The organism is Xanthomonas massiliensis (assembly GCF_900018785.1).
Lineage (GTDB): Bacteria > Pseudomonadota > Gammaproteobacteria > Xanthomonadales > Xanthomonadaceae > Xanthomonas_B > Xanthomonas_B massiliensis.
On the sequence record NZ_FCOY01000005.1, the window covers coordinates 62,254 to 88,023 of the forward strand.

Sequence of the window (25,770 nt, forward strand, 5' to 3'; positions counted from 1 at the left end):
GGCGCATCCCGGGCCTCGGGCAGGTTCCGCCGGTGCGCGATCGGGCGCGTGGGGCGCATCGCGGGGCGTGGGTGCGGAGGTGTCGTTCCGGAAATCCTGCCGGCCTGCAGCCGCACGGTTCCGGGCCGATGACGGCTGATCGCGATCCTGATATGCCAGCCTGATATGCCAGCGGGATGCCCCCGTCGCCGCGAAGACGCAAGCCCGTCCCCGCTGCCGTGGCGGCAAGGATCCGGCAGGCGTGCCGGTGTCCGCGTCCCGGTGGCCGCCAACCGCCGGGGCAGGGCGGGCGATGCGGATGACCAAAGGGCTGACACGCGATGCCCGGCAGATGGGACAATAGGCGGTCCCCCTGAAGCATCGCCGGCGCCGTGGCCGGCCCGGAACCCATGAGCGAGCCGCAGCTGTCCGTTGTCGTCCCCGTGTTCAACGAGCGCGACAACGTCGCCCCGCTGGTCGGCGAGATCGTCGCCGCGCTGCGTGGCCGGCTGCCGTTCGAGATCGTCTACGTGGACGACGATTCGGCCGACGACACGCGTGCCGTGCTCGACGGACTCAAGGCGCAGGTGCCGGAACTGCGCGTGCTGCACCATGTCAGCCGCAGCGGGCAGAGCACGGCCGTGCGCACGGGGGTGAAGGCCGCGCGCGCGCCCTGGATCGCCACCCTGGACGGCGACGGCCAGAACGATCCGGCCGACATTCCCGCGCTGCTCGAGCGCCGGGCGGCGGCCGAGGCCGGCGTCAAACTGTTCGCCGGCTGGCGCGTGGATCGGCAGGACAGCGGCTCCAAGCGCTGGGCCAGCAAGTGGGCCAACGCCATCCGCGCCGGGCTGTTGCACGACGACACGCCCGACACCGGCTGCGGCATCAAGCTGTTCGAGCGCGCCGCGTTCCTGGACCTGCCGTACTTCGACCACATGCACCGCTACCTGCCGGCGCTGATGCAGCGTGCCGGCTGGCGTACCGTGAGCGTGCCGGTGCACCACCGCGCCCGCGCCAGCGGCGTGTCCAAGTACAACAACCTCGGTCGCGCGCTGGTCGGCATCCGCGACCTGATGGGCGTGGCCTGGCTGATCGCGCGCAGCAAGCGCACCGCCGTGGAGGAGGACTGATGTCCATCCTCGACCAGCCGATCACCTGGTTGTTCTGGACCGGCCTGCACGTCACCCCGTGGAAGCTGATCGGCTACATCGGCACGCTGATGTTCGGCGGGCGCTGGCTGGTGCAGTTCATCGCCTCGCGCCGCGCCGGCCGGCCGGTGATCCCGCGCCTGTTCTGGTACATGAGCATCGTCGGCAGCCTGATGACGCTGAGCTACTTCCTGTTCTCGGCCAAGCAGGACTCGGTGGGCGTGCTCGGCAACCTGTTTCCCGCCTTCACCGCGTTCTACAGTCTGTACCTGGACATCAAGGTCCGTGGCTGGAAGCGCGACCGGGCCCTGTACTGAGGCAGGCGGCCACGCGGTTGTGCGATGTCGCGGCGGGCGATCGCCGCGGCAAGGCGCGGGTCGCGGCGAGAAGGCGGGGTGCCGGTCCGGATGCAGATGAGGCCGCGGTCCGGAAGGAGCCATGGCGCGATGGCCATGCGGCTGAATCGCGCCGCGATACGCAAGGGGGTTCGCAGGCCCGACGGGATCTACCGTCGCATGGCCCGGTGCATGCGCGCCTGCGCCCTCCTGCGGCACGGTGTGGATCCCGTCGCTGGCAGGCGAGAGGGTCGGCCGAGTCCGGTCGAGCGCCGAGCCGTATCGCCGGTTGGGTTTCCAGCCGAGTCCGCCCACCGGCTGAGCTGAACTGGCCAGCCGGTCCAGGTCGTCAGGTGGGCCAAGTCACCGGCGGAGCCAGGTCGTCAGCCGGGCCGGCCAACGGTGCAGCGAAACCGGGTCATCCCAAGCCCGCGCTTCCATCCGAGCGCTTCCCGGCACCGGTGGCAGAAGCGCCTGCCGCGCGGCGGGACGCAGGCAGCGCAGGAGCCGGCATCCGGCAACCCGGCTCCGTTTCCGGCAGCTCCCCATTCGCCCGGGGGCGAGGATCCCCACTCCAAGCTGTCCGGCGTGCTGCCCGGGCATAGAAGAACAGGATCCGTTGAAGTATTGTTATAACATCACAAGTCGTGGCGGATCCCCATGAAAGACAATGCGCTGCCCCTGTTCGACGTCTCGGCCATCGGCCTGTCCGGCCTGTGCCTGGTGCATTGCCTGGCATTGCCGGTGCTTGCGGCGTTCCTGCCCATGTTCGGGGCCTGGTCGCATGCCGAGTGGGTCCATCTGGTGTTCGCGGCGATCGCAGTCCCCCTGACCGGCCTGGCGCTCTGGCGCGCGCACCGGCGCCGCCCCCTGCCGGTCGTGCTGCGGCTCCTGGCAGTGACCGGCCTGGCCGGCCTGGTGGCCGGTGCCTTCGGGCCGGAGGCGATGGATACGCCGGTCACCGTGGCCGGCAGCCTCATGCTGGCCACGGCCCATGTCTGGAACTGGAGCCGGCGGCCCTTCCCGCACGCCGCTTGTGCGCCGGCCTGCGACCACGACGCCTGCGGTGCCTGCGAAGACGTCTCGTCCCCGGCGGCGAATCGCCCCTGAAGGGAACGAGGGCCTTGCAGGCCGGCGCCTTCGCCGCCGGCGTGCAGGACGGGTGCGGCTCTGTCTTGGGGCTTGTTGGCGCCATCGGATCCAGCGTGGCGTGCCGGGTCGAAGGACGGCGGTCGCGAGCGATGCGGGGACCTTCGGGGATGCGGGGTCCGCCGGGGTGCGCGGGATTGGGACCAGGCAACCGGCGTGGTCCGGTGGTGCAGGGCTCCCAAACGTTCTTCGATCCGGTGCCGGAGCCCTGACCATCGCTGCAACGCCTCTTGCCCGGCTCCAGCGGGCGGATATGGATGAGCCGTCGCACGCGCTAAATCATCAGGCCACGTGCTGTTGATTGCATCTTTTGAGGGTGCCCCGGGACTGCGGGTGAAATGAGGCGGGCGGTGCGGGCGAACCAGGGCCGCAACCGGAAGGACCGGGCCATGCATGGGGTTGCCGCGTACATTCCGGCGGGCCGTTCGTCGCCGGGCGCCGAGGCTGGGTGAGATCAGTGTTGACATTGTTGTCATCTCATGATCTAACTAAGTTGCAGTCAACGTTGACTGTAACTTCACACCCAGCTTCGGGGGCCGGTGTATGGGGGCGTGTTCCGTCGTGGATCGGGAAGGGCGCGCGGCGCTCCTGGCGGCTGACGTCGGCGGCACCTATGCGCGCATCGGGCTGGTGGACGCTTCCGGTCCGCAGCGTCGGATCCTCGCCTACCGCAAGTATTCCTGTGCCGCCTTTCCCGGGCTGGCGACGATCCTGCGCGACTTCATCGAGACCGTGCCGGGCACCCGCGTCGGCCGCGGCGTGGTGGCCGCGGCCGGCCATCCGCTCGGCGACGGCCGGCTGATCTCGGCCAACCTGCCGTGGGGCGTCTCGCGCGAGGCGATCCGCGGCGAGCTGGGCCTGGACGACCTGGGCCTGGTCAACGATTTCGAGGCGCTCGCCCACGCCGCGGTGCGGGTGCCCGAGCAGGACAAGATCGCGGTCTGCGGGCCGCGCGGCAACGGCGGCGGCCCGGTGGTGGTGATCGGCCCCGGCACCGGCCTGGGCGCGGCGGTGTGGCTGCCCGACGTCGACGGCGGCCGGGTGCTGGCGACCGAGGCGGGGCAGATGGCCTGGGCGCCGGGCAACGCCCGCGAGATGGCATTGCTGGGCATCCTGCTGGAGACGCGCGAGTACGTGTCGCTGGAGGCGGTGCTGTCCGGGCCCGGCCTGCTCGCGCTGTACCACGCCGCCTGCGCGCTCGCGCAGGTGCCGGCGCAGGCCGCCAGCCCGGTACAGGTCAGCCTGGCCGCCCGCGCCGGCGATGCCCAGGCCTGCGCCGCGCTGGAGGTGTTCTTCGAAGTGCTCGGCAGCGCCGCCGGCGACCTGGTCCTGGCCTACGGCGGCCGCGGTGCGGTGTGCCTGGCCGGCGGGATCCTGCCGGCGGTGGCCGACCTGCTGGCGGCCAGCCGCTTCGCCGCGCGCTTCGTCGGCAAGGGCGCCATGCGCGCCGTACTGGAACAGGTCCCTGTCTGCCTGGTGGACCACGGGCAGCTGGGCGTCATGGGTGCCATCGACTGGTACCTGCGGCAGGCGAGGTGAGGTGGCGCGCGCCGGCCGCGGCCGGCGACGCGCTCGCAGTGGTCGAACCCAACCCAGCGTGAGGAATGCCATGAATACCGTTTGTGTCGTCTCCCCGGAAACCCCGTCCCGGTCGTTCCTCCGCTCGGCCCTGGCCACCGCCGTGGTGGCGGCGCTGGCGCCGTGGGCCGCGCTGGCGCAGTCCGAGGAGCCCCGCACCAAGGACCTGGACGCGGTGGTGGTCACTTCCACCCACCGCGACAAGCCGCTGCAGAAGACGCCGATCTCGGTGGGCGTGATCAGCGCCGAGCAGCTCGACCGCACCAACATGAGCAATGTCTCGGACCTGCAGTACCTGGTGCCGGGCCTGTCCTACTCGGCCTCGGCCACCGCCGCCAACGGCGGCGGCTTCCAGATCCGCGGCATCGGCACCCAGGCCTACAGCATCGCCTCCGAGCAGACCGTGGGCACGGTGGTGGACGACGTGGTGATCAGCTTGCCGCGCGATCCCGGCGTGGCCGGCTTCAACGACATCGACCACGTCGAGGTGCTGCGCGGCCCGCAGGGCACGCTGTTCGGCAAGAACGCCTCGGCCGGCGTGGTCAACATCGCCACCCGCGATCCGGAGATCGGCAGCATCGATTCCTCGCTGGGGCTGTCGCTGGGCGAGCGCAACGAGCACGTGGGGCGCTTCACCACCAACCTGGGCCTGTCCGACACCGCCGCGCTGCGCCTGTCCGGCTACTACAAGGAACAGGACGGCGCCATCCCCAACGTCTTCCACAAGTGGAACGCCGGCGACCAGACCGGCAACGGCATCCGCGCCAAGTTCCTGTGGGCTCCCACCGACCAGTTCGACGTGCTGCTCACCGCCGAACGCCAGACCCTGTTCACGCGCGATCCCTACATCGTCTACTCGCTCGGCAGCCAGGCCGCCTACAACGCGCTGTTCGCCGCGTACGGCAACGTCGGCGGCGACGACTTCAAGAGCTATGCCGATGCCGACTGGTCGGCCTGGCAGGGCGTGACCGGCTTCTCCGGCAAGCTGGACTACCGGTTCGACGGCGGGGCCACGCTGACCTCGATCACCGCCTACCGCGGCATGAACTTCCACCAGGACGCCGACCTGGACCAGTCGCCGGCCAACTTCCTGGACAACAGCTGGAGCCGGATGCGCACCCACCAGGTCAGCCAGGAGTTCCGGCTGGCCGGGGCCGCGCTCGGCGAACGCCTGGACTACGTGCTCGGCGCCTACTACGGCAACGTAGACAGCACCAGCGAGTACATGCCCTACGGCGGGTTCAACTATGCCGGTACCGACCCGGCCTACTACCTCAGCCTGACCGGGCCCAAGCAGCACGTGCACGCCGACACCAAGAGCTACGCGCTGTACGCCAACACCACCTATGCGCTGGCCGGGCGCTGGTCGGCCAGCGCCGGCCTGCGCTACACCCACGACAAGGTGGAGGGCGACATGCTGCCGATCACCGTGTCGTCCATCGACGGCAAGCCGGTGTTCGCCTACGGCGCCACCATCGCCTCCGCCGGCGAGATCGAGAAGGGCAACGTCTCCGGCAAGGTCGGCCTGCAGTTCCAGCAGACTCCCGAGCTGATGTGGTACGCCAACGTCGGCACCGGCTACAAGGGCCCGACCATCGACGTCACCTCGACCGCCTCCAACCGCATCCAGCCGGAGAAGTCCACCGCCTACGAGCTGGGCATGAAGTCGCAGCTGCTCGACCGCAGCCTGACCTTCAACGCCAGCCTGTTCTGGGACGACTTCAAGGACTTCCAGGCGCAGACCTTCGAGTCGGCGACCACCAGCTACCGCATGGCCAACGCCGGCAAGATGCGCACCCGCGGTATCGAGCTGGAGACCAGCTGGCGGCTGACCCCCGACTTCACCCTGAACGCCAGCGGCGCGATCACCGACGCCAAGTTCCTCGACTACATCGGCGCCTGCCCGAGCCCGGGCGACGTGCCGTGCTACGTGGTGAACGGCACCGCGCTGGCCGACCTGTCCGGCTTCGCGCCGACCTTCGTGTCCAAGTACAGCTATTCGCTCAGCGGCGTGTACTACCGCACGCTCGGCAACGGCCTGGTGTTCGATGCCAACGGCGGCTGGAGCTACAAGAGCGCGTTCTACAACGCGGTGGCGCAGTCGCAGACCCGGACCGATGGCTACGGCGTGTTCAACACCGCCATCGGCATCGGCTCGGAGAGCGGCAGCTGGCACGTCTCGCTGTACGCCCGCAATCTGTTCGACGAGCACTACCGCACCTACCTGATCTACGGCTCGCTGATCAACGGCGGCGGGGTGATGCAGCACCTGCCCAACGAGGCGTTCCGCACCGTCGGCATCAGCCTGGACCTGAAGTTCTGAGCCCGGCCCCGGTCCTCGCGCCCGTCGGGAACGGCTGGCGCGGCGGCCGGGACTTCCCATGCCGGCGCCGTGCCGGCCACGTTTCCCAGGAGTCCCGCCATGTCCTTGCGCCGCCTGCCGGTCCTCGCGCTCTCGCTCGCTCTCGCCGCCGCGTCGGTGCAGGCGCAACCGCAAGCCGCGCCCTGGCGCGATGCGCGGCTACCGGCCGAACAGCGCGCCGAGGCGCTGGTGGACGCGATGACCCTGGACGAGCAGATCGGCCTGCTCGGCTCGCTGCATGCCTCCAGCCTGCTCGACATCGCCGACCAGCTGCCGCCCGGCTTCGACAAGACCAAGCTCAAGCCCAAGCCGCCCGGCGCGATCGGTTCGGCCGGCTTCGTGCCGGCGATCGCGCGCCTGGGCTGGCCGGCGCTGCAGGAGTCCGATGCCAGCCTGGGCGTGAGCAACTTCGGTTTCCTGCGCCCGGGCGATGAAGCCACCGCCACGCCGTCGCTGCTGTCGCTGGCATCGGCCTTCGACCGCGACCTGGCCTACGCCCAGGGCCAGTTGATAGGTGCGGAAGCCCATGCCAAGGGCTTCAACGTGCAGCTGGCCGGCGGCGTCAACCTGGCGCGCGATCCGCGCAACGGCCGCAACTTCGAGTATCCCGGCGAGGACCCGCTGCTGGCCGGGACCCTGGCCGGGGCGCAGATCGCCGGCATCCAGAGCCGGCACGTGGTGTCCACGGTCAAGCACTACGTGCTCAACGGCATGGAGACCGGGCGCACCGCGCAGGACGCGCGCATCGACGAGGGTGCGCTGCGCGAGTCGGACCTGCTCGCCTTCCAGATCGCCATCGAGGAAGGCCGGCCGGGCGCGGTGATGTGCGCCTACAACAAGGTCAACGGGGTGTATTCCTGCGAGCATCCGTTCCTGCTCGGCCAGGTGCTCAAGGGCGAGTGGCGCTTCCCGGGCTGGGTGATGTCCGACTGGGGCGCGGTGCACAGCCTGGAGGCATCCGTGGCCGCCGGCCTGGACCAGCAGTCGCCGCAGGGCGACGACACCGACTGGTTCGCCGGGCTCAGGCAGGCGGTGGACGACGGGCGCATCGCCCGCGCGCGGGTGCGCGACATGGCGCTGCGCATCGTCCGCCCGGTGATCGCCAACGGCGCGCTCGACGATCCGGCGCTGCCCGGCGGCGCGATCGACGTGCAGGCCCATGCCGAGCAGGCGCAGGCGCTGGCCGAGGCCGGCATCGTGCTGCTCAAGAACGCCGGCGTGCTGCCCCTGGCGGCCGGCGCGAAGTCCATTGCCATGGTCGGGGGCAACGCCGATCGCGGCGTGCTCGCCGGTGGCGGTTCGTCGGAAGTCTCTCCCTACGGCGGCCGCTTCCGCGACACGCGCGGCGCCACCGGGCTGGCCGCGCTGCTTGCCCCCGGCTATGGCAATTCCTCGCCGTTGAAGGCGCTGCAGGCGCTGCGCCCGGGAACCAGGATCGACTACGACGACGGCAGCGACCCGGCCCGCGCCGCCGCGCTGGCGGCACGGGCGGACGTGGTGGTGGTGGTCGCGGTCAAGCCGGAGATCGAGAGCCTGGATTCGCCCGACCTGGGCCTGCCCTACGGCCAGGACGCGCTGATCGACGCGGTGGCCGCCGCCAATCCCCGTACCGTGGTGGTGCTCGAGACCGGCAATCCGGTGGCGATGCCGTGGCTGGACAAGGTCGCCGCGGTGCTGGAGGCCTGGTACCCGGGCCAGCGCGGCGGCGAGGCGATCGCGGCGATGCTCGACGGCCGCGTCTCGCCGTCCGGGCGCCTGCCGATCACCTTCCCGGCCAGCGTGGCGCAGCTGCCGCGGCCGGCCATCCCCGGCTTCGACCCGGACACCCGCCTGCCGTTCGACATGGGCGGCAAGCCCAAGCCGTTCGCGGTGGACTACACCGAGGGCAGCGACGTGGGCTATCGCTGGTTCCTGAAGACCGGGGCCAGGCCGCTGTTCCCGTTCGGCTACGGCCTGACCTACACCACCTTCGCCTACGAGGGGCTGCGCCGCCCGGCCGGCGGCGACGCGCTGGAGGTGGCCTTCGCCCTGGCCAACACCGGCGCCCGCGCCGGCACCGAGGTGGCGCAGCTGTACGTGGCGCCGCCGGGGCGCAGCTACCGCCTGGCCGGCTGGGCCAAGGTGGCGCTGCAGCCGGGCGAGCGCCGCGAGGTCATCGTCCGGGCCGATCCGCGCGTGCTGGCCTCGTGGGCCGGGGCCCACGGCTGGCAGCGCCAGGCCGGCACGTACCGCTGGTTCGTCGGCAAGTCGGCCGGCGAGGCGCAGTTGTCCGGTACCGTTTCGCTCAAGCGCAAGGCCGGGCAATGAGCCCGGCTCGCGCCGTCTCCCGCGGCCCGGCCGCGGGGCACGCTTCCGACCGACCCGAGGAGCCGTCCATGCCGTCCATCGCCCCCTCCATTCCGCCGTATCGCCGCGCCGGCGGTGCCCGCCTGGGGCGGACGCTGGCCGCGGCCGCCCTGTGCTGCGCGATGCTGGTGCACGGGCAGGCCCCGGCCGCTCCCGCGCTGCTGCCGGTGCCGGCCAGCGCCCCGGTGGCCGGGCCGGGACGGCTCGCCTATGCCGGTGCGTTCGAGGTCCGCTGGCAGGGCCGCCACGGCCCGCTGCTCGATGCCGCCGTCGCACGCTTCCAGCAGGACATGCGCACCCTGAGCGGGCTGGGCACCTGGCCGGACGAGGCCGTGCCGCTGGCCATCGACTGCTGCGCGGCGGACCTGGCGCCGGCCACGCTGGACGCGCAGGACGAAGGCTACGTGCTGAAGGTGGACGCGGCCGGCGTCGGCGTGCGCGCGCGCACGGGGCTGGGCGTACTGCGCGCGCTGGCCACCCTGCGCCAGCTGCTGGAAGCGCGCGACGGCGACTGGTCGCTGCCGGCGGTGACGATCGAGGACGCGCCGCGCTTCCCCTGGCGCGGGGTGATGGTCGATACCGCGCGCCACTTCATGTCGCTGGCCACGCTCAAGCGCCAGGTCGATGCGATGGAGCAGGTCAAGCTCAACGTGCTGCACCTGCACCTGAGCGACAACGAAGGCTTCCGCGTGCAGAGCCTGAAGTACCCGAAGCTGACCGAGGGCGAGCACGGCGAGTTCTACACCCAGGCGCAGGTGCGCGAGCTGGTGGCCTATGCCGCCGCGCGCGGGGTGCGGGTGGTGCCCGAGTTCGACGTGCCCGGCCATGCCACCGCGATCGTCCGCGCCTACCCGCAGTACGGCTCGGCGGCCAGGCCGGCCTCGCTGTTCGGCGCGGTGCTCGATCCGTCCAATCCGGCCACGTATGCGTTCCTGCAGGGCCTGTTCGCCGAGATGGCGGCGCTGTTCCCCGACCCGTACTTCCACGTCGGCGGCGACGAGGTGGCCGGCGACGACTGGGCCGCCAACGCCGGGATCCAGGCGTTCATGCAGCAGCACGGGCTGAAGGACAAGGAGGCGCTGCAGGGCCACTTCATGCACCAGGTGCACGGCATCGTCGCCGGGCTCGGCAAGAAGATGATCGGCTGGGAGGAGATCATCCACGGCGACGTGCCGCGCTCGGTCTACATCCAGGCCTGGACCAGCTCCAACTTCGCCTACGCGGCCACCCAGGCCGGCAACCCGGTGGTGGTCTCGGCCGGCTACTACCTGGACTACCTGGAACCGGCCTCGGTGTACTACCTGCGCGATCCGGCCGACGCCGCCGCGGCCGGCATCGATCCGGCGATCTACGCCAAGGTCAAGGCGATCGGCAACCCGGCGCTGGCCGGGCCGTTCCCGGAGAGCCAGGTGATCCGGCCCGGGCAGGCGTACTCGGACGCGCAGAAGGCGCTGATCCGCGGCGCGGAGGCACCGCTGTGGGCCGAGATGGTCACCGACGAACTGCTCGACAGCCGCCTGTGGCCGCGCCTGGCCGCGCTGGCCGAGCGCTTCTGGTCGCCGCAGTCGGTGCGCGACGTGGATGACATGAACCGCCGCCTGGTGGTGCTGGACGGTCAGCTCGACCGCCTCGGCCTGCAGGCGCGCGGCAACCGTGCGCGCATGGCCGAACGGCTCGCGCCCGGCGACGCGGCGGTGGTGACCGCGCTGGCCGACCTCACCACGCCGGTGCGCAACTTCGCCCACATGCACAAGATGCTGGCCTACATCCGCAAGCAGCCGATCCCGGTGCAGCAGTTCACCGCGCCGGCCGACATCGCCACCCCGTCCAACCCGGTCGCGCTGGCCTTCAACCTGGATGCGGCGCGCTTCGCCGCCGGCGACCGGACGCCGGCGCCGACCCTGGCGGCGCGGATGCAGGGCTGGAAGGCCAACGACGCGCGCCTGCGCGCCATCGCGCCCGGCCGCCCGGCGCTGGAGGCGGCGCTGCCGGCCTCGGCCGCGACCGCGGCGCTGGCCGACATCGGCCTGCAGGCCCTGGCGCTGGTGCAGGCCGGCACGCCCGCCGACGCGCAATGGCTGGCGTCGGCGCGCGGCGCCGTGGCCGCGCTGCGCGCGCAGGAGCAGGCCTCGTCCTCGCTGCTGGCGACCATGGTCAGCCCGGCGCAGCCGCCGGCCGACCTGATCGTCGCGGTGCTGCCCGGCATCGAGCACCTGCTCGACGCGGCGGAGGGCAAGTAGCCGTGCGCCGCATCGCGCGGGTCCTGCTGTGGGCGCTGCTGGCGGTCGTGCTGCTGGCCGCCGGCGGATGCATGTGGATGACGCTCAGCCCCACCCCGGCGGTGATGATGATCCGCCGCAGCGGCGTGTTCAGCGCGGCGCCGAGTTCGCCGGTGGCGCAGGCGCTGCTGGCCTCCGGCAAGGTCGCGGCGGTGCGCGACCTGGACTACGCGCCGGGCCAGGGCAACGCCGACACGCGCCTGGACGCCTACTGGCCGGCCGGGGCGAAGACGCCGCAGCCGGCGGTGGTGTGGGTGCACGGCGGCGGCTTCATCGACGGCACCAAGGACGGCATGGACGCCTACCTGCCGCAGCTGGCCGCGCACGGCTACACCGGCATCGCCCTGGAGTATTCCAAGGCGCCCGAGCAGCGCTATCCGGTGCAGGTGCACCAGGTGATGCAGGCGCTGGCCTGGATACAGGCGCACGCCGACGAACTGCACGTGGATCCCACGCGCATCGTGATCGGCGGCGACTCGGCCGGCGCCCATATCGCCGCGCAGGTGGCCATGGCGATCGTCGATCCGCGCTACGCCCGCGGGGCCGGCCTGGCACCGGCGATCCAGCCATCGCAGCTGCGCGGCATGCTGCTGTTCTCCGGGACCTACTATTTCCTGGTCAGCCCGCAGGCCAGGGTGTCGGCGCAGATGGAGAAGTTCGGCCGGCTGCTGCGCTGGGCCTACCTGGGGCAGAAGGAGCCGGATCCGGACGGCCCGGCGCGCTGGACCACGCTGCCGGAGTTCGTCGACCGGCGCTTCCCGCCGACGCTGATCGTGGCCGGCAACGGCGATCCGCTGGCGCCGCAGTCCAGGCGCATGGCCACGGCGCTGCAGGCGGCGGGCGTGCCCACCGAGTGGATGTACGTCGACGGCGGCAGCGACCATCCGCAACCGCACGAGTTCCAGTTCCACTTCGGCACGCCCGAGGCCGGGCAGGTGCTCGATGCCACCGTCCAGGCGCTGCAGCGCTGGACCCGCGCGCCGGCCGCGCCTTCCGCTTCCTCCCCCGCACCGTGATGGCCCCCGGCGCGCGCCCCGCGCCCTCCCGACCCAGCAAGGAGATCGCCATGTCGTATCGATCCATCGCGTTGTCCCTCGCCCTGGCCGCCCTGGCGCCCCTGGCCCGGGCGGACGAACCGCCGCCGGCGCCGCAGGTGGGGGTGCTGGCCGAACCGTGCCGCGCGCTGTCGCCGATGCCCCGCCAGATCACCGACTACATGGCCGCCGCCGCGCGCGCCAAGGCCGAGGGCAAGACCCTGGCGCCGCCCTCGCCGGAGAAGCTGGCCGAGGGCATGGCGCTCTATCACGCCTGGGAGAAGACCCGGCTGACCGAGGACTTCGCCGGCCACTGCCGCTACGAGCAGGAGAACGCCGCGCTGGCCCCGGCCTCGGCGCAGCGCGTGCTGCTGTTCGGCGACAGCATCACCGAGTTCTGGGCGCAGAAGGTGCCGGCGCTGTTCGGGCCGCAGTTCCTCGACCGCGGCATCAGCGGCCAGACCACCTCGCAGATGCTCCTGCGCTTCCGCCAGGACGTGATCGAACTGCAACCGGCGGTCGTGCAGATCCTGGCCGGCACCAACGACATCGCCGGCAACACCGGGCCGCTGCGCCTGGCCTGGACCGAGCAGAACATCGCCAGCATGGTCGAGCTGGCCAGGGCCCACGGCATCCGCGTGCTGCTGGCCTCGGTGCCGCCGGCCCGCGCCTTCGACTGGCGCCCGGGCATCGACCCGCGCGCCAGCATCGCCGAGCTCAACGCCTGGCTGCGGCAGTACGCGGCCGCGCACTGCCTGACCTGGGTGGACTACCACGCCGTGCTCGCCGACGGCGACGGCGGCCTGCGCCGCGACTACACCGAGGACGGCGTGCACCCGACCCGGGCCGGCTACGAGGCGATGCGGCCGGTGCTGGAACGGGCGCTGGCCGCCACCGCGCCGCGCTGCCCGCGCTGAGCGGCCGCCGCGCCTTCCCGACCCGATGCGGCCGCGATGCCGGCGACGGCCCCGCGGCGCATCCCCACCACCCGTCCCGGCCCGGTGCCGGAGCGGGCAGGAGCCGCCCATGTCCCTCCTCCGTTCGTGTGTCCTGGCGCTGGCCGTGGCCGCCGTCGCCAGCCTGGCGCCGCGGGCGCGTGCCGATGCCGATGCGGGGCTGGGCATCGTCGCGATGCCGCTCTACCCGGACCAGCCCGACGGCCCGCGCCTGACGGTGTTCACCCCGGCCGCCACGCGCGGCAACGGGACCGCGGTGATCATCGCGCCCGGCGGCGGCTACACCGCGCTGGCGACCAACCACGAGGGCCGGCAGGCGGCCGACTGGTTCGCCGCGCACGGGATCGTCGCCTTCGTGCTGGAGTACCGGCTCGGTGCGGAACATCCGTTCCCGGTGCCGCTGCACGATGCCCGGCAGGCGCTGGCGCGGGTGCGCGCGCTGGCGACCCGCTACCGCCTGGCCGGCGACCGCATCGGCGTGGCCGGCTTCTCCGCCGGCGGCCACCTGATGGCCACGCTCGCGACCACGGGCACGGATCTGCGCCCGGACTTCGTCGTGCTCGCCTATCCCTGGCTCAATGCCATGCAGCCCAACGATCGCGGGCTGATCACCTATTGCGGCACGGTCGGCAAGCTGCCGCCCGCGCGCTGCGCCGACTATGCGCGGGCCTACACGCCGGTCGCGCACGTCGATGCCAGGACGCCGCCGACCTTCCTCTATGCCACCTCCGACGATGCGGTGGTGTCGGTAGCGGCGATCACTGCGTTCTACGACGCGCTGGTGCAGGCCGCGGTACCGGTCGAGCTGCACCTGTTCGCCCATGGCGCGCACGGCAGCGGCCTGGGCGGCGGCGATCCGGCGCTGGATGCATGGCCGATGCTGCTGGCGCAATGGCTGCGCGGGCGCGGGCTGCTCGATCCGGCCCCCGGCAGTGACGCCGCCCTGGCCGCGGCGATCCGTCCCGCGCCGGCGCACGCGCTTGGCACGCCCTACACCACGGGCACGCGCCTGGCCGACCTGCTTGCCGATCCGCGCGCCCGGCAGGTACTGGAGGCGGAACTCGGCGCGGCGTTCCTGGCGGGCCTGCCGGACTACGCCGGCGCCTTCGGCCTGGAGGCCATCGCCGTGTACAGGCCGGACGTGCTGGATCCGGCGTGCCTGCAGCGCATCGCCGCGGCCCTGGCGCGGCTCGCGCCTTAGACCAATGTCGGGGGGCGGGAACTGCTGCGCCGCATCACGAAACAGCGTGCAAATTTTTGAATTAAAAGGAGAAATTAAAATATAGTCAGTTTTGACTGTAAGTTGCGGTCATGCTTGACTTGAACTGGAGGCGCTGCTGCCGGGGGGAAGGACCGGCAGCGGCGCAGGTGGCACCAGATCAATGGCCGCATCGGCACCGATGTCGGGACCGGTCGGCCCACAACGGGAGGGGGAAAACATGAAGAACGCGCTTGCCCAGGCCGTGCACGCGGCCCTGTGTGTCTCGGCCTGTCTGTCCATGCCCGCATGGGCGCAGCAGGCGACATCGCCACCGGAGGAAACCCGCCATGCCGCAACCGACGACGCCCCGGTGAAACTCGATACGGTCACCGTGACCGCCACCCGCCGCGAGGCCTCGATGCAGAGCGTGCCGATCTCGGTCAGCGCGGTATCGGCGCAGGCGCTGGCCGCATCGAACGTGCGCGAAGCCACCGACCTGCAGTACCTGGTCCCGAACCTGACCTTCTCCAGCACCGAATCGGTGGCCAGCGGCGGCGGCTTCCAGATCCGCGGCATCGGCACCCAGGCCTACGACGCCGGCCTGGAGCAGAGCGTGGGCATGGTGGTGGACGGCGTGGTGATCGGCCTGCCGCGCGATCCCGGCCCCACCGGCTTCGGCGACATCGACCGGGTGGAAGTGCTGCGCGGCCCGCAGGGCACGCTGTTCGGCAAGAACTCCTCGGCCGGCGTCATCCAGATCGTCACCCGCGACCCGCAGATGGGGCGCACCGAGGGCGAGGGCACGGTCATGCTCGGCGAGCGCAACGAGCACGTCGCGCGCGCGGCGCTGAACCTGCCGCTGGGCGAGACCGTGGCGCTGCGCCTGGCCGGGTTCTACACCGAGCAGGACGGCGCCATCCCCTACGTGCTGCACGACCACGCCATCGGCGACCGGCGCAACAGCGGCCTGCGCGCCAAGCTGCTGTGGTGGGCCAGCGACGACCTGTCGCTGCTGTTCTCGGCCGAGCACCAGGACGGCTTCAGCCGCAGCGGCTACACCATCGAGCGCCTGGGTACCCCGGCCAGCGCCACCGACTGGGCCACGATCCTGTACAACGCGCAGTTCGCCGGCTTCGCGACCAAGCCCGGCCCCGGCGTCTACAAGGCCTACCACGACGGCGACTGGACGGCCGACGTGTCCACCGACGCCGCATCGCTCAAGCTCGACTACACCCTCGAATCGAACACGCTGACCTCGATCACCGCCTGGCGGCGGATGAAGCAGACCCAGCTGTCGGACCTGGACGCCTCGCCCTCGGACATGTTCGACCACAGCGACGGCGGCCTGGACAGCCACCAGTTCACCCAGGAGGTGCGCCTGACCTCGCCCTCGGGCGGGCGCGTGGAATACGTGCTCGGCGCGTTCTACTACCGCACCGACGTCAGCGGCTGGGTGTCCCAGTACGGCAACTACTACAACTGGCTGTACTGCGGCCTGGGCCAGCCGCTGTGCGGCTACATGCCGCAGGTGGTGTTCGGCGGCGGCCGCCGCGGCCAGACCGCCGACACCCGCAGCGCGGCCGCCTTCGGCGAGGCGACCTGGGCGCTGTCGGAGCGGGTCAAGCTCGTCACCGGCGCGCGCTACACCCGCGACAAGGTCTCCGGCAGCCTGTGGGTCACGCCGCTGGCGTTCCCCACGGTCGCGCTGGGCACCACGCTGCCCTACGACGGCTCGGTCAGCGGCAACGACCTGTCCGGACGCGTCGGCCTGCAGTGGCAGCCCAGCGAGGCGCTGATGCTGTACGCCACCTACGCCCGCGGCTACAAGGGCCCGGCCATCGAGGGGAGCACCGGCGTGGTGCGCGAGGTCCGGCCCGAGAAGGTGGACAGCTACGAGCTGGGGCTGAAGTCGACCCTGCTGGACGGGGCGATGATCTTCAACCTGGCCCTGTACCAGTCCGACTTCAAGGACTTCCAGGCCCAGGCGCTGGACATCAGCGCGCAGCCGCCGGTGTTCGCCCTCACCAACGCCGGCCACATGCGCGCGCGCGGCATCGAGCTGGAGAGCAGCTGGCAGGTCACCCGCGGCCTGCGCCTGGGCCTCAACGGCGCCCTCAGCGATGCCACCTACCGGCGCTTCGTCGGCGCCTGCTACACCTACCAGCCGGTGGTCACCACGCCGACCAAGGGCATGTGCTACCAGGATCCGGTCAGTGGCCTGCAGAGCGCCGACTATGCCGGCGACCGCCTCGCCAACGCCCCGCGCCGGACCTACGGCCTCACCGCCGACTACCGCCGCGCGCTCGGCCGCGGGCTCGCGTTCGATGCCGGCGCCAACTGGTCCTGGCGCAGCGATACCTATTCGGTGACCGGCGACGACGATTCGCGGATGGCGGCCTTCGGCATCCTCAACGCCAACCTCGGCATCGGCCGCGGCGACGGCCGCTGGCGGGTGGGGGTGTACGCGCGCAACCTGCTGGACAAGCACTTCTACGCCGTGTTCCCCGGCGGCACGCTCAACCCCGGCGGCTACTTCCGGATGATGCCCACCGACGCGTTCCGCACCGTGGGCGTGACCCTCGGTGCCCGGTTCTGAGGGCCCGGGCCATGAACGGACGCATCCGGAGGTGACCATGCACGAGCAGCGCAGGAATGCACTCAAGCGGTTCGGCGCGGGCCTGGCGGCCGGTGCCGTCGCGCTGGCGGCGCCGCCGGCCGGCGCCGTGCGGCCCGGGCCGGTGCCGGCCCGGTACAGGGCCGGCGATTTCCTGTGGGGCGTGGCCGGGGCCGCCTACCAGGTCGAGGGCAACAACGTGGCCAGCGACCTGTGGGTGATGGAGCACACCCGGCCGAGCCTGTTCCGGGAACCCTCGGGCGATGCGGTGGACAGCTACCACCGCGTGTTCGAGGACATCGCCCTGGCGGCGGCGCTGGGGTTCAACACCTACCGCCTGTCGCTGGAATGGGCGCGCATCGAGCCCGAGCCCGGCCAGGTGTCGCGCGCGCAGCTGGCGTACTACCGGCGCGTGCTCGAGGCGATCCGCGCGCACGGCATGCTGGCCATGGTCACCTGCGTGCACTTCACCACGCCGCGCTGGTTCGCCGCCGCCGGCGGCTTCGAGACGGCCGCCGGCATCGCCCCCTACGTGGAGCACTGCCGCCGCACGGTCGGCGAGCTGGGCGAACTGATCGGCATCGCCACCACCTTCAACGAGCCCAACCTGGGCGCGCTGATGGCCTGGTCGCCGGCGATCCGGCCGCTGCGCCCGCTGATCGCCGGGGCGCTGCAGGCGGCGGCGCGGGCGGTGGGCGCCGAACGCTACGCACCGCCGATGCTGGGCGACTGGCGCGTGCAGCAGCCGATCATGATCCAGGCCCACGAGCAGGCCTGCGCGGCCATCGCCCAGGCCAGCGGCGGGCGCATTCCGGCCGGCGTGACCCTGGCCCTCAACGAAGAGCGCGGCGAGGCGGAGGCCATCGCGCGCAAGCATGCCCAGGCGATGCTGCCGTGGCTGCAGGCCGGCGGCGACTACGTCGGCGTGCAGAACTACACCTGGAGCGAGGTCGGCGGCGACAGCGACCTGCCGCCGCCTGCCGGCATCCCCCTGACCCAGATGGGCTACCCGTACGCGCCGGAGTCGGTCGCCGCGGTGGTGCGCACCGTCGCCGCGCACTGGCGCAAGCCCATCTACGTCACCGAGAACGGCGTGGCCACCGAGGACGACCGCCAGCGCGTGGCCTTCATCGACCGCGCGCTCGACGGCCTGGGCGGCTGCCTGCGCGACGGCATCGACCTGCGCGGCTACGTGCACTGGTCGCTGCTGGACAACTGGGAGTGGGTGCACGGGTTCGGGCCGAAATTCGGCCTGGTCGCGGTCGACCGCACCACCTTCGCGCGCACCCCCAAGCCCAGCGCCGCCCACCTCGGACGCATCGCCCGCGCCGGCGGGCCGGCAAGGACCGCCACCGGATGACACCCCCACCCCCCGCAAGCAAGAAGGGATTTACCGCATGAGCCAGACCGTCAAGCAGATCCTGGGCACCGCCCTGATGGCCGGTGCGCTGGGCGCCGGCAGCCTGCCCGCCGCCGAGCAGCCGGACGTGGAGCAGGGCATGGCATGGAGCGACCGCCGGCTCCCGGCGGACGAGCGCGCGCGGCGCATGGTCGAGGCGATGACCCTGGACGAGCAGATCGCGCTGATGCGTACCCAGCCCGGGTTCGGCCTGGGTTCGGCCGGCATCCCGCTGCCGCCGACCATCCCGGAGGCGATGCGCAAGCCGACCCCGCCCGGCGCGCTCGGCTCGGCCGGCTTCGTGCCGGCGATCGAGCGCCTCGGCCTGCCCGCCCAGCAGATGTCCGACGCGGGCATGGGCGTGGCCAACCTCGGCGGCATCCTGCGCCGCGGCGACGAGGCTACCGCACTGCCGGCCACGCTTGCGCTGGCTTCCAGCTTCGATGCCGAGCTGGCCCGCCGCGCCGGCGCCATGCTCGGTGCCGAGGCACGCGCCAAGGGTTTCAACGTGCAGCTGGCCGGCGGCGTCAACCTGGTCCGCGAGCCGCGCAACGGCCGCAACTTCGAATACGCCGGCGAGGATCCGCTGCTGGCCGGCACCATCGCCGGCGAGCAGATCGCCGGCATCCAGAGCCGGCACATGGTGTCCACCACCAAGCACTACGCGCTCAACGCGCAGGAGACCGGACGCTTCGTCCACGACGCGCAGATCGAGGAGGCCGCGCTGCGCGAGTCGGACCTGCTGGCGTTCAAGATCGCCATCGACCTGGGCCGGCCCGGGGCGGTGATGTGCGCCTACAACCGCATCAACGGCGACTACGCCTGCGAGAACGGCTTCCTGCTCGACCAGGTGCTGCGCCAGGAGTGGAAGTACCCGGGCTGGGTGATGTCCGACTGGGGCGCCGTGCACAGCCTGGAGCCGGCGCTCGCCGCCGGCCTGGACCAGGAATCGCCGCAGGACCATCCGTACTTCGCCGGGCTCAAGGACGCGGTGGAGCAGGGCAGGATCCCGGCCGCGCGCGTGGCCGAGTCCGCCACGCGCATCGTGCGCAGCCTGATCGCCACCGGCGTGGTCGACGACCCGGCCGCGCCGGGCGGCGCGATCGACCGCGACGCCGATGCCGCGATCGCCGAGGAGGTCGCCGTGCGCGGCGCGGTGCTGCTCAAGAACGACGGCGTGCTGCCGCTGGCGAAGGGCACCGCGACGATCGCGGTGATCGGCGGTTTCGCCGACCGCGGCGTGCTGGTCGGCGGCGGCGGCTCCTCCTCGGTGCGGCCCTACGGCGGCAGCTTCACCGATCCGCGCGGCCTGGAGGGGCTGAAGGCCCTGCTGGCGCCGGTGTACGGCACCGCCGACGCGCCGCTGGCGGCCTTGCAGCGGCAGTTCCCGGCTGCCGAGCTGCGCTTCGACGACGGCACCGACCCGGCACGCGCGGCGCGCCTGGCCGCCGGCGCCGATGCGGCGATCGTGTTCGCCACGCGCCCGGAGACCGAGGGCAAGGACGCGCCCGGCTTCGAGCTGCCCTACGCCCAGGACGCGCTGATCGCCCAGGTCGCCGCGGCCCGCCCGCACACGGTGGTGGTGCTCGAGACCGGCAATCCGGTGGCGATGCCGTGGCTGGCCGATGTCGGCGCGGTGCTCCAGGCCTGGTACCCGGGCCAGCGCGGCGGCACCGCCATCGCCCGCCTCATCTCCGGCGACGCCGCGCCCGAGGGGCGCCTGCCGATGAGCTTCCCGGCCAGCGCCGCGCAGCTGCCGCGCCCGGCGATCCCGGGCGCGGAGCAGGCCGGGGCGAAGGAGAATTTCCTCGCTTCTGAGGGCATCGCGTCCTTCCCGGTGGTGTTCAACGAGGGCAGCGACGTCGGCTACCGCTGGTACGAGCGCACCGGCGCGGCCCCGCTGTTCGCCTTCGGCCACGGCCTGACCTACACCACCTTCGCCTACCAGCACCTGCGGGCCCACGGCGGCAAGGCGCTGAGCGTGGACCTCACCGTGCGCAACACCGGCACGCGCGCCGGCGTGGAGATCGCCCAGCTGTACGTGGCGCCGCCGGGACGCACCCACCGCCTGGCCGGCTGGGCGCGGGTGGCGCTGCAGCCGGGCCAGTCCGCGCAGGTCACCATCCAGGCCGATCCGCGCCTGCTGGCCTCGTGGAGCCGTGCGCACGGCTGGCACCGCGAGGCGGGCACCTACGACCTGTATGTCGGGCGCGCGGCCGGACAGCGCGACCTCGCCGCGCACGTCGCGCTGGAGGCGGCCGATGCACCATGACGGCGCGCACGCCGTGCATCGGACGGGCATGGCATTGACACGGACACGCGGTAGTCTGGACGGATCGCATGCGATCGCCCCGATGCGGGGGATCGCTCCCGCCCGGGAATGGCGCCACGGCTGGCACGCCGGCATTCCCGGGATCCACCGCCCGTGCCGGAAACCATCCGTGAACGATCGCAAGAAGACCCCCGCGCGCCGGCCGCGCCGCACCCAGGAAGACCGCAGCGCCCAGATGCGGGCCCGGTTGCTGGAGGCCGCCATCGATTCGCTCTACCGCCACGGCTATTCCGCCACCACCACCACCGCGGTGTGCGAGGCCGCGGGCGTCAGCCGCGGGGCGATGCTGCACCACTTCCCCACGCGCATCGACCTGATGCTGTACGTGGTGCGCGCCGTCTACGAGGACGAGGTCGCCCAGTACCGCAAGGCGCTGGTGGACGTGCCCGACCGGCGCGAGCGCGAGCTGATGCTGCCGCAGCTGCTGTGGGACGTGCTCGGCCAGCCTTCCGGTGTGGCGGTGCTGGAGATCATCCAGGCCTCGCGCAGCGATCCGGAGCTGTCGGCGCGGCTGCGCCCGGTGCAGATCGAGATCGAGCGCGATTCCTTCGTGCAGGCCGGGCAGATGCTGGGCAAGACCGGGGTCGAGACGAACGTGGCGCGGCTGATGATCTGGGCGGTGCGCGGGCTGTCCATCGCGCGCCTGCTCGCCTCGCGCCCGGAAGAGGTGGAAGGCTCCATCCACCTGCTGCGCGAGATGCTGCGCCTGGCGCTCGATGCCGGGCTGGTGTCCTCCCCGGACAGCGAGCCATGACCCCTCCCCGACGGCCCGCCGGCACCGGCCGGCGCCGTATCGCCGACCGTGCGCGCCGGCGCGCCCCAAGACGGAACCATCCATGATCCCCGCCTCCTCCCCCGCTTCCGGCGCGGCATCGCCGACCGGCCGCCGCCTCGCCCTCGTGGTCGTCACCGCGATCTTCTTCATGTGGGGCTTCCTGACCTGCCTCAACGACATCCTCATCCCGCACCTGAAGGCGGTGTTCGAGCTCAACTACGCCCAGGCGGTGCTGGTGCAGTCCACGTTCTTCGGCGCCTACTTCCTGATGGCGCTGCCGGCCGGGAACCTGGTCACGCGGCTGGGCTACAAGAAGGGCATCGTCCTCGGCCTGGCCATCGCCGGCATCGGCGCCCTCGGGTTCTGGCCGGCGGCGGAACTGCGCGTGTACGGCGCCTTCCTCGGCGCGCTGTTCGTGCTGGCCACCGGCATCACCGTGCTGCAGGTGGCGGCCAATCCCTACGTGGCGCTGCTGGGGCCGGCGAGCAGCAGCTCCAGCCGCCTGACCCTGGCGCAGGCGCTCAACGCCGCCGGCACGGCGGTGGCGCCGCTGTTCGGCGGCTGGCTGATCCTGTCGGGCACGGTCAAGAGCGGGGAGGAGATCGCGCGCCTGCCGGCGGCCGGGCAGATCGCCTACCGTGCCCAGGAGGCGCAGGCGGTGCAGGGCCCCTACCTGGGGCTGGCGGTGGCGCTGTTCGTGCTGGCGCTGGTGGTCTACCTGTTCCGCCTGCCGGCCATCGGCGAGGCCGACGCCCACGCCCAGCCCCGCGAGCCGGCGCTGCGCGGCCTGCGCGACGCCCTGCGCCACCGCCACGTGCGGTTCGGCGTGCTGGCGATCTTCTTCTATGTCGGCGCGGAAGTATCGGTCGGCAGCTTCATGGTCAGCTACCTGTCGTTGCCGCAGATCGGCGCGCTGAGCGAGCGCCAGGCGACCCACTACGTGTCCGCCTACTGGACCCTGGCGATGATCGGCCGCTTCGTCGGCTCGGCGCTGCTGGCCAGGATCCCGCCGCGCCTGATGCTGGCCGCCTTCGCCGCCGTCAACGCCCTGCTGCTGGCGTGGACCATGACCCACGGCGGCATGGCCGCGGTGTACGGCATCGTCGCCATCGGCCTGTTCAACTCGATCATGTTCCCGACCATCTTCGCCCTGGGCATCGAGCGCATGGGCGCGCTCACCGGCGCGGCCTCGAGCCTGCTGGTGATGGCCATCGTCGGCGGCGCGGTGGTGCCCTACCTGCAGGGCTTGCTGGCCGACCGCATCGGCCTGCACCTTTCCTTCGTCCTGCCGCTGCTGTGCTACGCCTACATCGTGTTCTACGGCCTGCGCGGCTCTCGCCCGGCCGCCGCCGCGCCGGGCTGAACGCAACGACGCGGGAGGACGGCCGGTGCTTTCTGCCCGCCGCGGCGAAGCCGGGGCGAGGATCCGACGGCGCCCCGGCCTTCCGCACACGCACGAAAAAGGCCGGGATCCCGTGCGGATTCCGGCCTTCGTGGTCCTGGCGGACCGGTGTCTGGTTACGGGTACTCTCGAAAACGTGGCATATGCTATTGATCTGCGCAGAAAACACGCCGGTGTTCATCTCGACCTACTGTCAAAACTACTGTCATGTCAGGCCCGCTTGGCGAGCACGTCGGCCTGCCAGCGTTCGACCTCGGTGGATACCCAGCGCGTGGTGCGGGTCGCCAGCTTGACAGGCTTGGGGAACTTGCCACGGCGGGACCACTCCCAGATGGTGGACTCGCCGACGCCGGCAATCTGGCATACCTCGGCGATGGGTAGGAAGTGCGCGGGGGCGGTGGCGGCTTCGGCGTTGTTGTGCTGGTCGTGCATGGGGTATCCCTCGGAAATGAAGAAGCCCGCGCAACGGGGCGACCGCTGGCGGGCTGTGGTGGTTGGTGGGTGGGTGGGGGTGACGTGCGTTCGCCCACCCTATCCAATACCTTCTCGAAAATTCGGGGTGAACATCCGGCCCCTCTCAGTCCGGCCGGGGGTGGGCCAATGGCCCACTTAGTGGGCCAGTTGGTGGGTCAATTTGGCCCGGCAGGGCGGGTGCCGGGGGTGGCCCAATGGGCCACTTGCTGGCCCAGTTGGTGGGTCAATTTGGGCCACTGCGGTGGTCAGTAGTCGGCGGCGTCTTCGGTGGCTTCCGCTTCGGCCAGCTTGTCGGCAGCTTCGGCGATGGCTTCGTCCTGCAAAGCCTTCAGCGCCTTCAGGAGCACCTCCGCGCCTACCTTGTCCTTGATGGCGGCAAGGCGGGTGGCGGTGCGTTCGATCAGGCGTTGTTCCCGCACGTCCTCGGGCATGTCGTCGCTGATGCCCTTCCATGCGTTGCCGCAGCAGTGCTTCCACTGTGGCCAGCCTGTGCCGGCATCGCAGGCTTCGGGACCGTACTCGGCCGGCTTGATCGTCGGCAGGCGCTTCCGCATCCGCCCAAGGGTTGCTCGTGACACGCCGAAGGTTCGGCTGATGCTCCGTTCAGAGGAGCCTTCGGGCAACGGCAGGCGGCCGTGGTCGGTGACGAGGGCGAGGTACTGCCATGCGCTCTCAGCCTTCTGCCGGGTGTGCATGGGTAGCTTCACGCCGTCGCAGTTGACCGCCTTGGACACCAAGAGCGCGGTTGTCTGGTCGGTATCCATGATCCGAACGGGGGCAGTGCGGCGCTGCTGGCGACGGTATGCCTTCAGCCGGTGGTGCCCGTCGACCAGCCAGAGTTTGCCGTCGATCCTCGCCGCCAGCAGGGGTTCCAGTTCGCGGCCATCGGACAGCTTGGAGGCCAGGTCGTCGATGTGGTTCTTCGATGCGGTTTCCTGTCTGCCGCGGTCGGCAAACGGGATCAGTCGCAGGTTGCGCGGTTGGAACATCGGATCTTCCTTCAGTTTGCCTAGGGCCACCTGCTGTGGTTCTACGGCCCGCCAAGCGGCCAGCAGGGATTCCAGCTTCTCCGTCACCACGTCAGGGCCTCCGGCGGGTGTCGGGTTCGTCCGGTGCCGGCACGACAAGGATCAGCCTGTCCATGACTTCGCCATTGGTCAGGCGTCGGCCTTCTTTCCGTTCCAGGTATCGCTGCCACCGCTTCAGATGGTCGAAGGCGGCGAGGCCGAAGGCGACCTCCCGGTAGATGACCTTCTCGGGCAGGGGGACAGGTGCGGGGAAGAAGCTCATGCCTGTTCTTCCACGGCGGCGGCGATGCGAGCGCGCATCTGCCGGTTCAATTCCTCGAATCGGGCAGCCATGCTCTTGGCCTCCCGTCCATCCTGTTGTGCGCTTGAAAACTCCCGCAGGTACAGATTGGATCGCCGCAGGTGCAGCGGGTTGCGGTCGATATGCCGCACACGCATGCCTGCTGGTGCCTCGGCGATAAGGCGGGATATGGCGATGGGCTTTGCGCCGGGGATCACCACGGTGGCGTGCCTGTTGACAATGAACCAAAGGCGGGGAGGCAATCCGATGGCGGACAGCTCGGCGAGGTCGTCGCGGTCGAGTTTTGCATAGTGGCCGGAGCGCCCGACCTCCACGCATGCAAACGGGACTTCTTGATTCTTCATCGTTGCAGATTCCTCAGGATTGCCCGCCGAGCGCATACGGCAAAGCTGCCGTCGCCTTGCGGCGCAGCACTCGGGGGACTTGGGTGGGTGGGGTGTCGGCCTGTGGTGGCCTTGGGGCTACCTTGGGCGGGGCATGGGGAACGTCGGTGGCCAGCGGTTGGGCTGTGCTTCCCCAAAAGTGACTACTAAATCCAGGATGGCACGTGATCGTCGTTCTTTGCCCGATAGTGACCACTAAAACGCTGTATGCGCTGCTTTCCGTCGGGAAATGGGTTTCCAAATGGAAAAATTCCATTTGGAATCAGTATGTTGGAGTGTAGCACCGGGATTGCAGCAAGCCCCCCTTGGCGGTCCATGCTCTCGCTGCCGCCCAGCCCAAAAAAACAGATCAGGCCGGGCGGACAGAGAAACTTTCACTCACGCGAGGATCGCCATGCACACCGTCCGTTCCGTCCTGTCCTCTCTGGTCGTCCGTCTACCACTCACGCCTTGGTCGCTCTCGGTGGCGCCCAAGTGGTCGCCGGAGCCGGGCCTGTTCTTCGTCCGCAGGATTACCCCGGATTGCCTCACTTTCCGCTTTAGCCATCATTCCGACCTGTTCATTCAGCGCACGGGCCGAAGTACACCGCTGCTGGGGTTCGACTTGGCTTGAAGGTTCGGCGGGGGCCGGCGCAGCCTGCGAGGGTGACCGCTTCCCTCGTGGCGCTCTCGGTCCCCCGCCTACGTCCTCG

General features: G+C 71.3%; 18 protein-coding genes and 1 pseudogene. 15 read left to right on the forward strand and 4 right to left on the reverse strand.

The window, feature by feature from the left end; translation table 11 throughout:
• Positions 1 to 389 precede the first annotated feature (389 nt).
• The 15 genes and pseudogenes from BN3794_RS02070 (at position 390) to fucP (ending at position 22,853) form a co-directional block, all read left to right on the forward strand.
• Entirely contained in the window at positions 390 to 1,112 is a 723-nt protein-coding gene (locus BN3794_RS02070; protein WP_066092621.1) for a glycosyltransferase family 2 protein, read from the forward strand.
• Positions 1,112 to 1,447 carry a lipid-A-disaccharide synthase N-terminal domain-containing protein gene (locus BN3794_RS02075; RefSeq protein WP_066092624.1) on the forward strand — a complete coding sequence of 112 codons (336 nt, stop codon included), beginning with the start codon at positions 1,112 to 1,114 and terminating at the stop codon, positions 1,445 to 1,447. The genes BN3794_RS02070 and BN3794_RS02075 overlap by 1 nt, the downstream gene beginning before the upstream one ends.
• A 678-nt stretch (positions 1,448 to 2,125) precedes the next feature.
• Positions 2,126 to 2,494, forward strand: a pseudogene (locus tag BN3794_RS02080) (MerC domain-containing protein); the annotation flags it as partial.
• A 663-nt stretch (positions 2,495 to 3,157) separates the two neighbouring features.
• Positions 3,158 to 4,153: a glucokinase gene (locus BN3794_RS02085; protein ID WP_066092627.1), complete on the forward strand. Its 996-nt coding sequence runs from the start codon at positions 3,158 to 3,160 to the stop codon at positions 4,151 to 4,153.
• A 70-nt stretch (positions 4,154 to 4,223) separates the two neighbouring features.
• Positions 4,224 to 6,515 carry a TonB-dependent receptor gene (locus BN3794_RS02090; protein ID WP_078059531.1) on the forward strand — a complete coding sequence of 764 codons (2,292 nt, stop codon included), beginning with the start codon at positions 4,224 to 4,226 and terminating at the stop codon, positions 6,513 to 6,515.
• A 99-nt stretch (positions 6,516 to 6,614) separates the two neighbouring features.
• Positions 6,615 to 8,861 (forward strand): beta-glucosidase family protein, encoded by a 2,247-nt coding sequence (locus BN3794_RS02095; protein WP_066092633.1) that lies wholly within the window; start codon positions 6,615 to 6,617, stop codon positions 8,859 to 8,861.
• A 68-nt stretch (positions 8,862 to 8,929) separates the two neighbouring features.
• Positions 8,930 to 11,140, forward strand: a complete 2,211-nt coding sequence (locus BN3794_RS02100; RefSeq protein ID WP_066092636.1) for a beta-N-acetylhexosaminidase — start codon at positions 8,930 to 8,932, stop codon at positions 11,138 to 11,140.
• 2 nt (positions 11,141 to 11,142) lie between these two features.
• A complete protein-coding gene (locus BN3794_RS02105) occupies positions 11,143 to 12,195 on the forward strand; it encodes an alpha/beta hydrolase (protein WP_066092639.1) in 1,053 nt (350 codons plus the stop codon).
• A 50-nt stretch (positions 12,196 to 12,245) separates the two neighbouring features.
• Positions 12,246 to 13,130, forward strand: a complete 885-nt coding sequence (locus BN3794_RS02110) for a GDSL-type esterase/lipase family protein (protein WP_147675620.1) — start codon at positions 12,246 to 12,248, stop codon at positions 13,128 to 13,130.
• Positions 13,131 to 13,239: 109 nt separating this feature from the next.
• The gene (locus BN3794_RS02115) at positions 13,240 to 14,370 is read left to right on the forward strand and encodes an alpha/beta hydrolase (protein WP_066092642.1); all 1,131 of its coding nucleotides are present in this window, start codon (positions 13,240 to 13,242) and stop codon (positions 14,368 to 14,370) included.
• Between the two features lie 238 nt (positions 14,371 to 14,608).
• On the forward strand, positions 14,609 to 16,966 hold the full coding sequence (locus tag BN3794_RS02120) for a TonB-dependent receptor (RefSeq protein WP_160330879.1): 2,358 nt from the start codon (positions 14,609 to 14,611) through the stop codon (positions 16,964 to 16,966).
• Positions 16,967 to 17,003: 37 nt separating this feature from the next.
• On the forward strand, positions 17,004 to 18,344 hold the full coding sequence (locus tag BN3794_RS02125; protein WP_078059568.1) for a family 1 glycosylhydrolase: 1,341 nt from the start codon (positions 17,004 to 17,006) through the stop codon (positions 18,342 to 18,344).
• 37 nt (positions 18,345 to 18,381) lie between these two features.
• Positions 18,382 to 20,655 carry a glycoside hydrolase family 3 protein gene (locus BN3794_RS02130; protein ID WP_066092648.1) on the forward strand — a complete coding sequence of 758 codons (2,274 nt, stop codon included), beginning with the start codon at positions 18,382 to 18,384 and terminating at the stop codon, positions 20,653 to 20,655.
• A gap of 169 nt (positions 20,656 to 20,824) precedes the next feature.
• Positions 20,825 to 21,469, forward strand: coding sequence for a TetR/AcrR family transcriptional regulator (locus BN3794_RS02135; RefSeq protein ID WP_066092651.1), 645 nt, complete (start codon positions 20,825 to 20,827; stop codon positions 21,467 to 21,469).
• An 82-nt stretch (positions 21,470 to 21,551) separates the two neighbouring features.
• Positions 21,552 to 22,853 carry an L-fucose:H+ symporter permease gene (fucP, locus tag BN3794_RS02140; RefSeq protein ID WP_066092654.1) on the forward strand — a complete coding sequence of 434 codons (1,302 nt, stop codon included), beginning with the start codon at positions 21,552 to 21,554 and terminating at the stop codon, positions 22,851 to 22,853.
• A gap of 249 nt (positions 22,854 to 23,102) precedes the next feature.
• Here fucP and BN3794_RS02145 read toward each other — a convergent pair whose 3' ends face one another.
• The 4 genes from BN3794_RS02145 to BN3794_RS02160 all read right to left on the reverse strand — a co-directional run bounded on the left by BN3794_RS02145 (position 23,103) and on the right by BN3794_RS02160 (position 25,039).
• Complete coding sequence (locus BN3794_RS02145; protein ID WP_066092657.1) at positions 23,103 to 23,324, reverse strand: helix-turn-helix transcriptional regulator; 222 nt, start codon at positions 23,322 to 23,324, stop codon at positions 23,103 to 23,105.
• A gap of 287 nt (positions 23,325 to 23,611) precedes the next feature.
• Positions 23,612 to 24,442: a ParB/RepB/Spo0J family partition protein gene (locus BN3794_RS02150; protein WP_147675621.1), complete on the reverse strand. Its 831-nt coding sequence runs from the start codon at positions 24,440 to 24,442 to the stop codon at positions 23,612 to 23,614.
• Between the two features lie 4 nt (positions 24,443 to 24,446).
• A complete protein-coding gene (locus BN3794_RS02155) occupies positions 24,447 to 24,656 on the reverse strand; it encodes a hypothetical protein (RefSeq protein ID WP_066092663.1) in 210 nt (69 codons plus the stop codon).
• Positions 24,653 to 25,039 (reverse strand): hypothetical protein, encoded by a 387-nt coding sequence (locus tag BN3794_RS02160; protein WP_147675622.1) that lies wholly within the window; start codon positions 25,037 to 25,039, stop codon positions 24,653 to 24,655. The genes BN3794_RS02155 and BN3794_RS02160 overlap by 4 nt, the downstream gene beginning before the upstream one ends.
• Positions 25,040 to 25,770: the final 731 nt, after the last annotated feature.

What these genes read in the sequence shown, in the direction of transcription:
- BN3794_RS02070 (WP_066092621.1), top strand. Translation starts at nt 390, where the DNA reads ATGAGCGAGCCGCAGCTGTCCGTTGTCGTCCCCGTGTTCAACGAGCGC.
- fucP (WP_066092654.1), top strand. Translation starts at nt 21,552, where the DNA reads ATGATCCCCGCCTCCTCCCCCGCTTCCGGCGCGGCATCGCCGACCGGC.
- BN3794_RS02160 (WP_147675622.1), bottom strand. Translation starts at nt 25,039, where the DNA reads ATGAAGAATCAAGAAGTCCCGTTTGCATGCGTGGAGGTCGGGCGCTCC.
- BN3794_RS02090 (WP_078059531.1), top strand. Translation starts at nt 4,224, where the DNA reads ATGAATACCGTTTGTGTCGTCTCCCCGGAAACCCCGTCCCGGTCGTTC.
- BN3794_RS02145 (WP_066092657.1), bottom strand. Translation starts at nt 23,324, where the DNA reads ATGCACGACCAGCACAACAACGCCGAAGCCGCCACCGCCCCCGCGCAC.
- BN3794_RS02125 (WP_078059568.1), top strand. Translation starts at nt 17,004, where the DNA reads ATGCACGAGCAGCGCAGGAATGCACTCAAGCGGTTCGGCGCGGGCCTG.
- BN3794_RS02155 (WP_066092663.1), bottom strand. Translation starts at nt 24,656, where the DNA reads ATGAGCTTCTTCCCCGCACCTGTCCCCCTGCCCGAGAAGGTCATCTAC.
- BN3794_RS02085 (WP_066092627.1), top strand. Translation starts at nt 3,158, where the DNA reads ATGGGGGCGTGTTCCGTCGTGGATCGGGAAGGGCGCGCGGCGCTCCTG.
- BN3794_RS02115 (WP_066092642.1), top strand. Translation starts at nt 13,240, where the DNA reads ATGTCCCTCCTCCGTTCGTGTGTCCTGGCGCTGGCCGTGGCCGCCGTC.
- BN3794_RS02110 (WP_147675620.1), top strand. Translation starts at nt 12,246, where the DNA reads ATGTCGTATCGATCCATCGCGTTGTCCCTCGCCCTGGCCGCCCTGGCG.
- BN3794_RS02100 (WP_066092636.1), top strand. Translation starts at nt 8,930, where the DNA reads ATGCCGTCCATCGCCCCCTCCATTCCGCCGTATCGCCGCGCCGGCGGT.
- BN3794_RS02095 (WP_066092633.1), top strand. Translation starts at nt 6,615, where the DNA reads ATGTCCTTGCGCCGCCTGCCGGTCCTCGCGCTCTCGCTCGCTCTCGCC.
- BN3794_RS02120 (WP_160330879.1), top strand. Translation starts at nt 14,609, where the DNA reads ATGAAGAACGCGCTTGCCCAGGCCGTGCACGCGGCCCTGTGTGTCTCG.
- BN3794_RS02130 (WP_066092648.1), top strand. Translation starts at nt 18,382, where the DNA reads ATGAGCCAGACCGTCAAGCAGATCCTGGGCACCGCCCTGATGGCCGGT.
- BN3794_RS02075 (WP_066092624.1), top strand. Translation starts at nt 1,112, where the DNA reads ATGTCCATCCTCGACCAGCCGATCACCTGGTTGTTCTGGACCGGCCTG.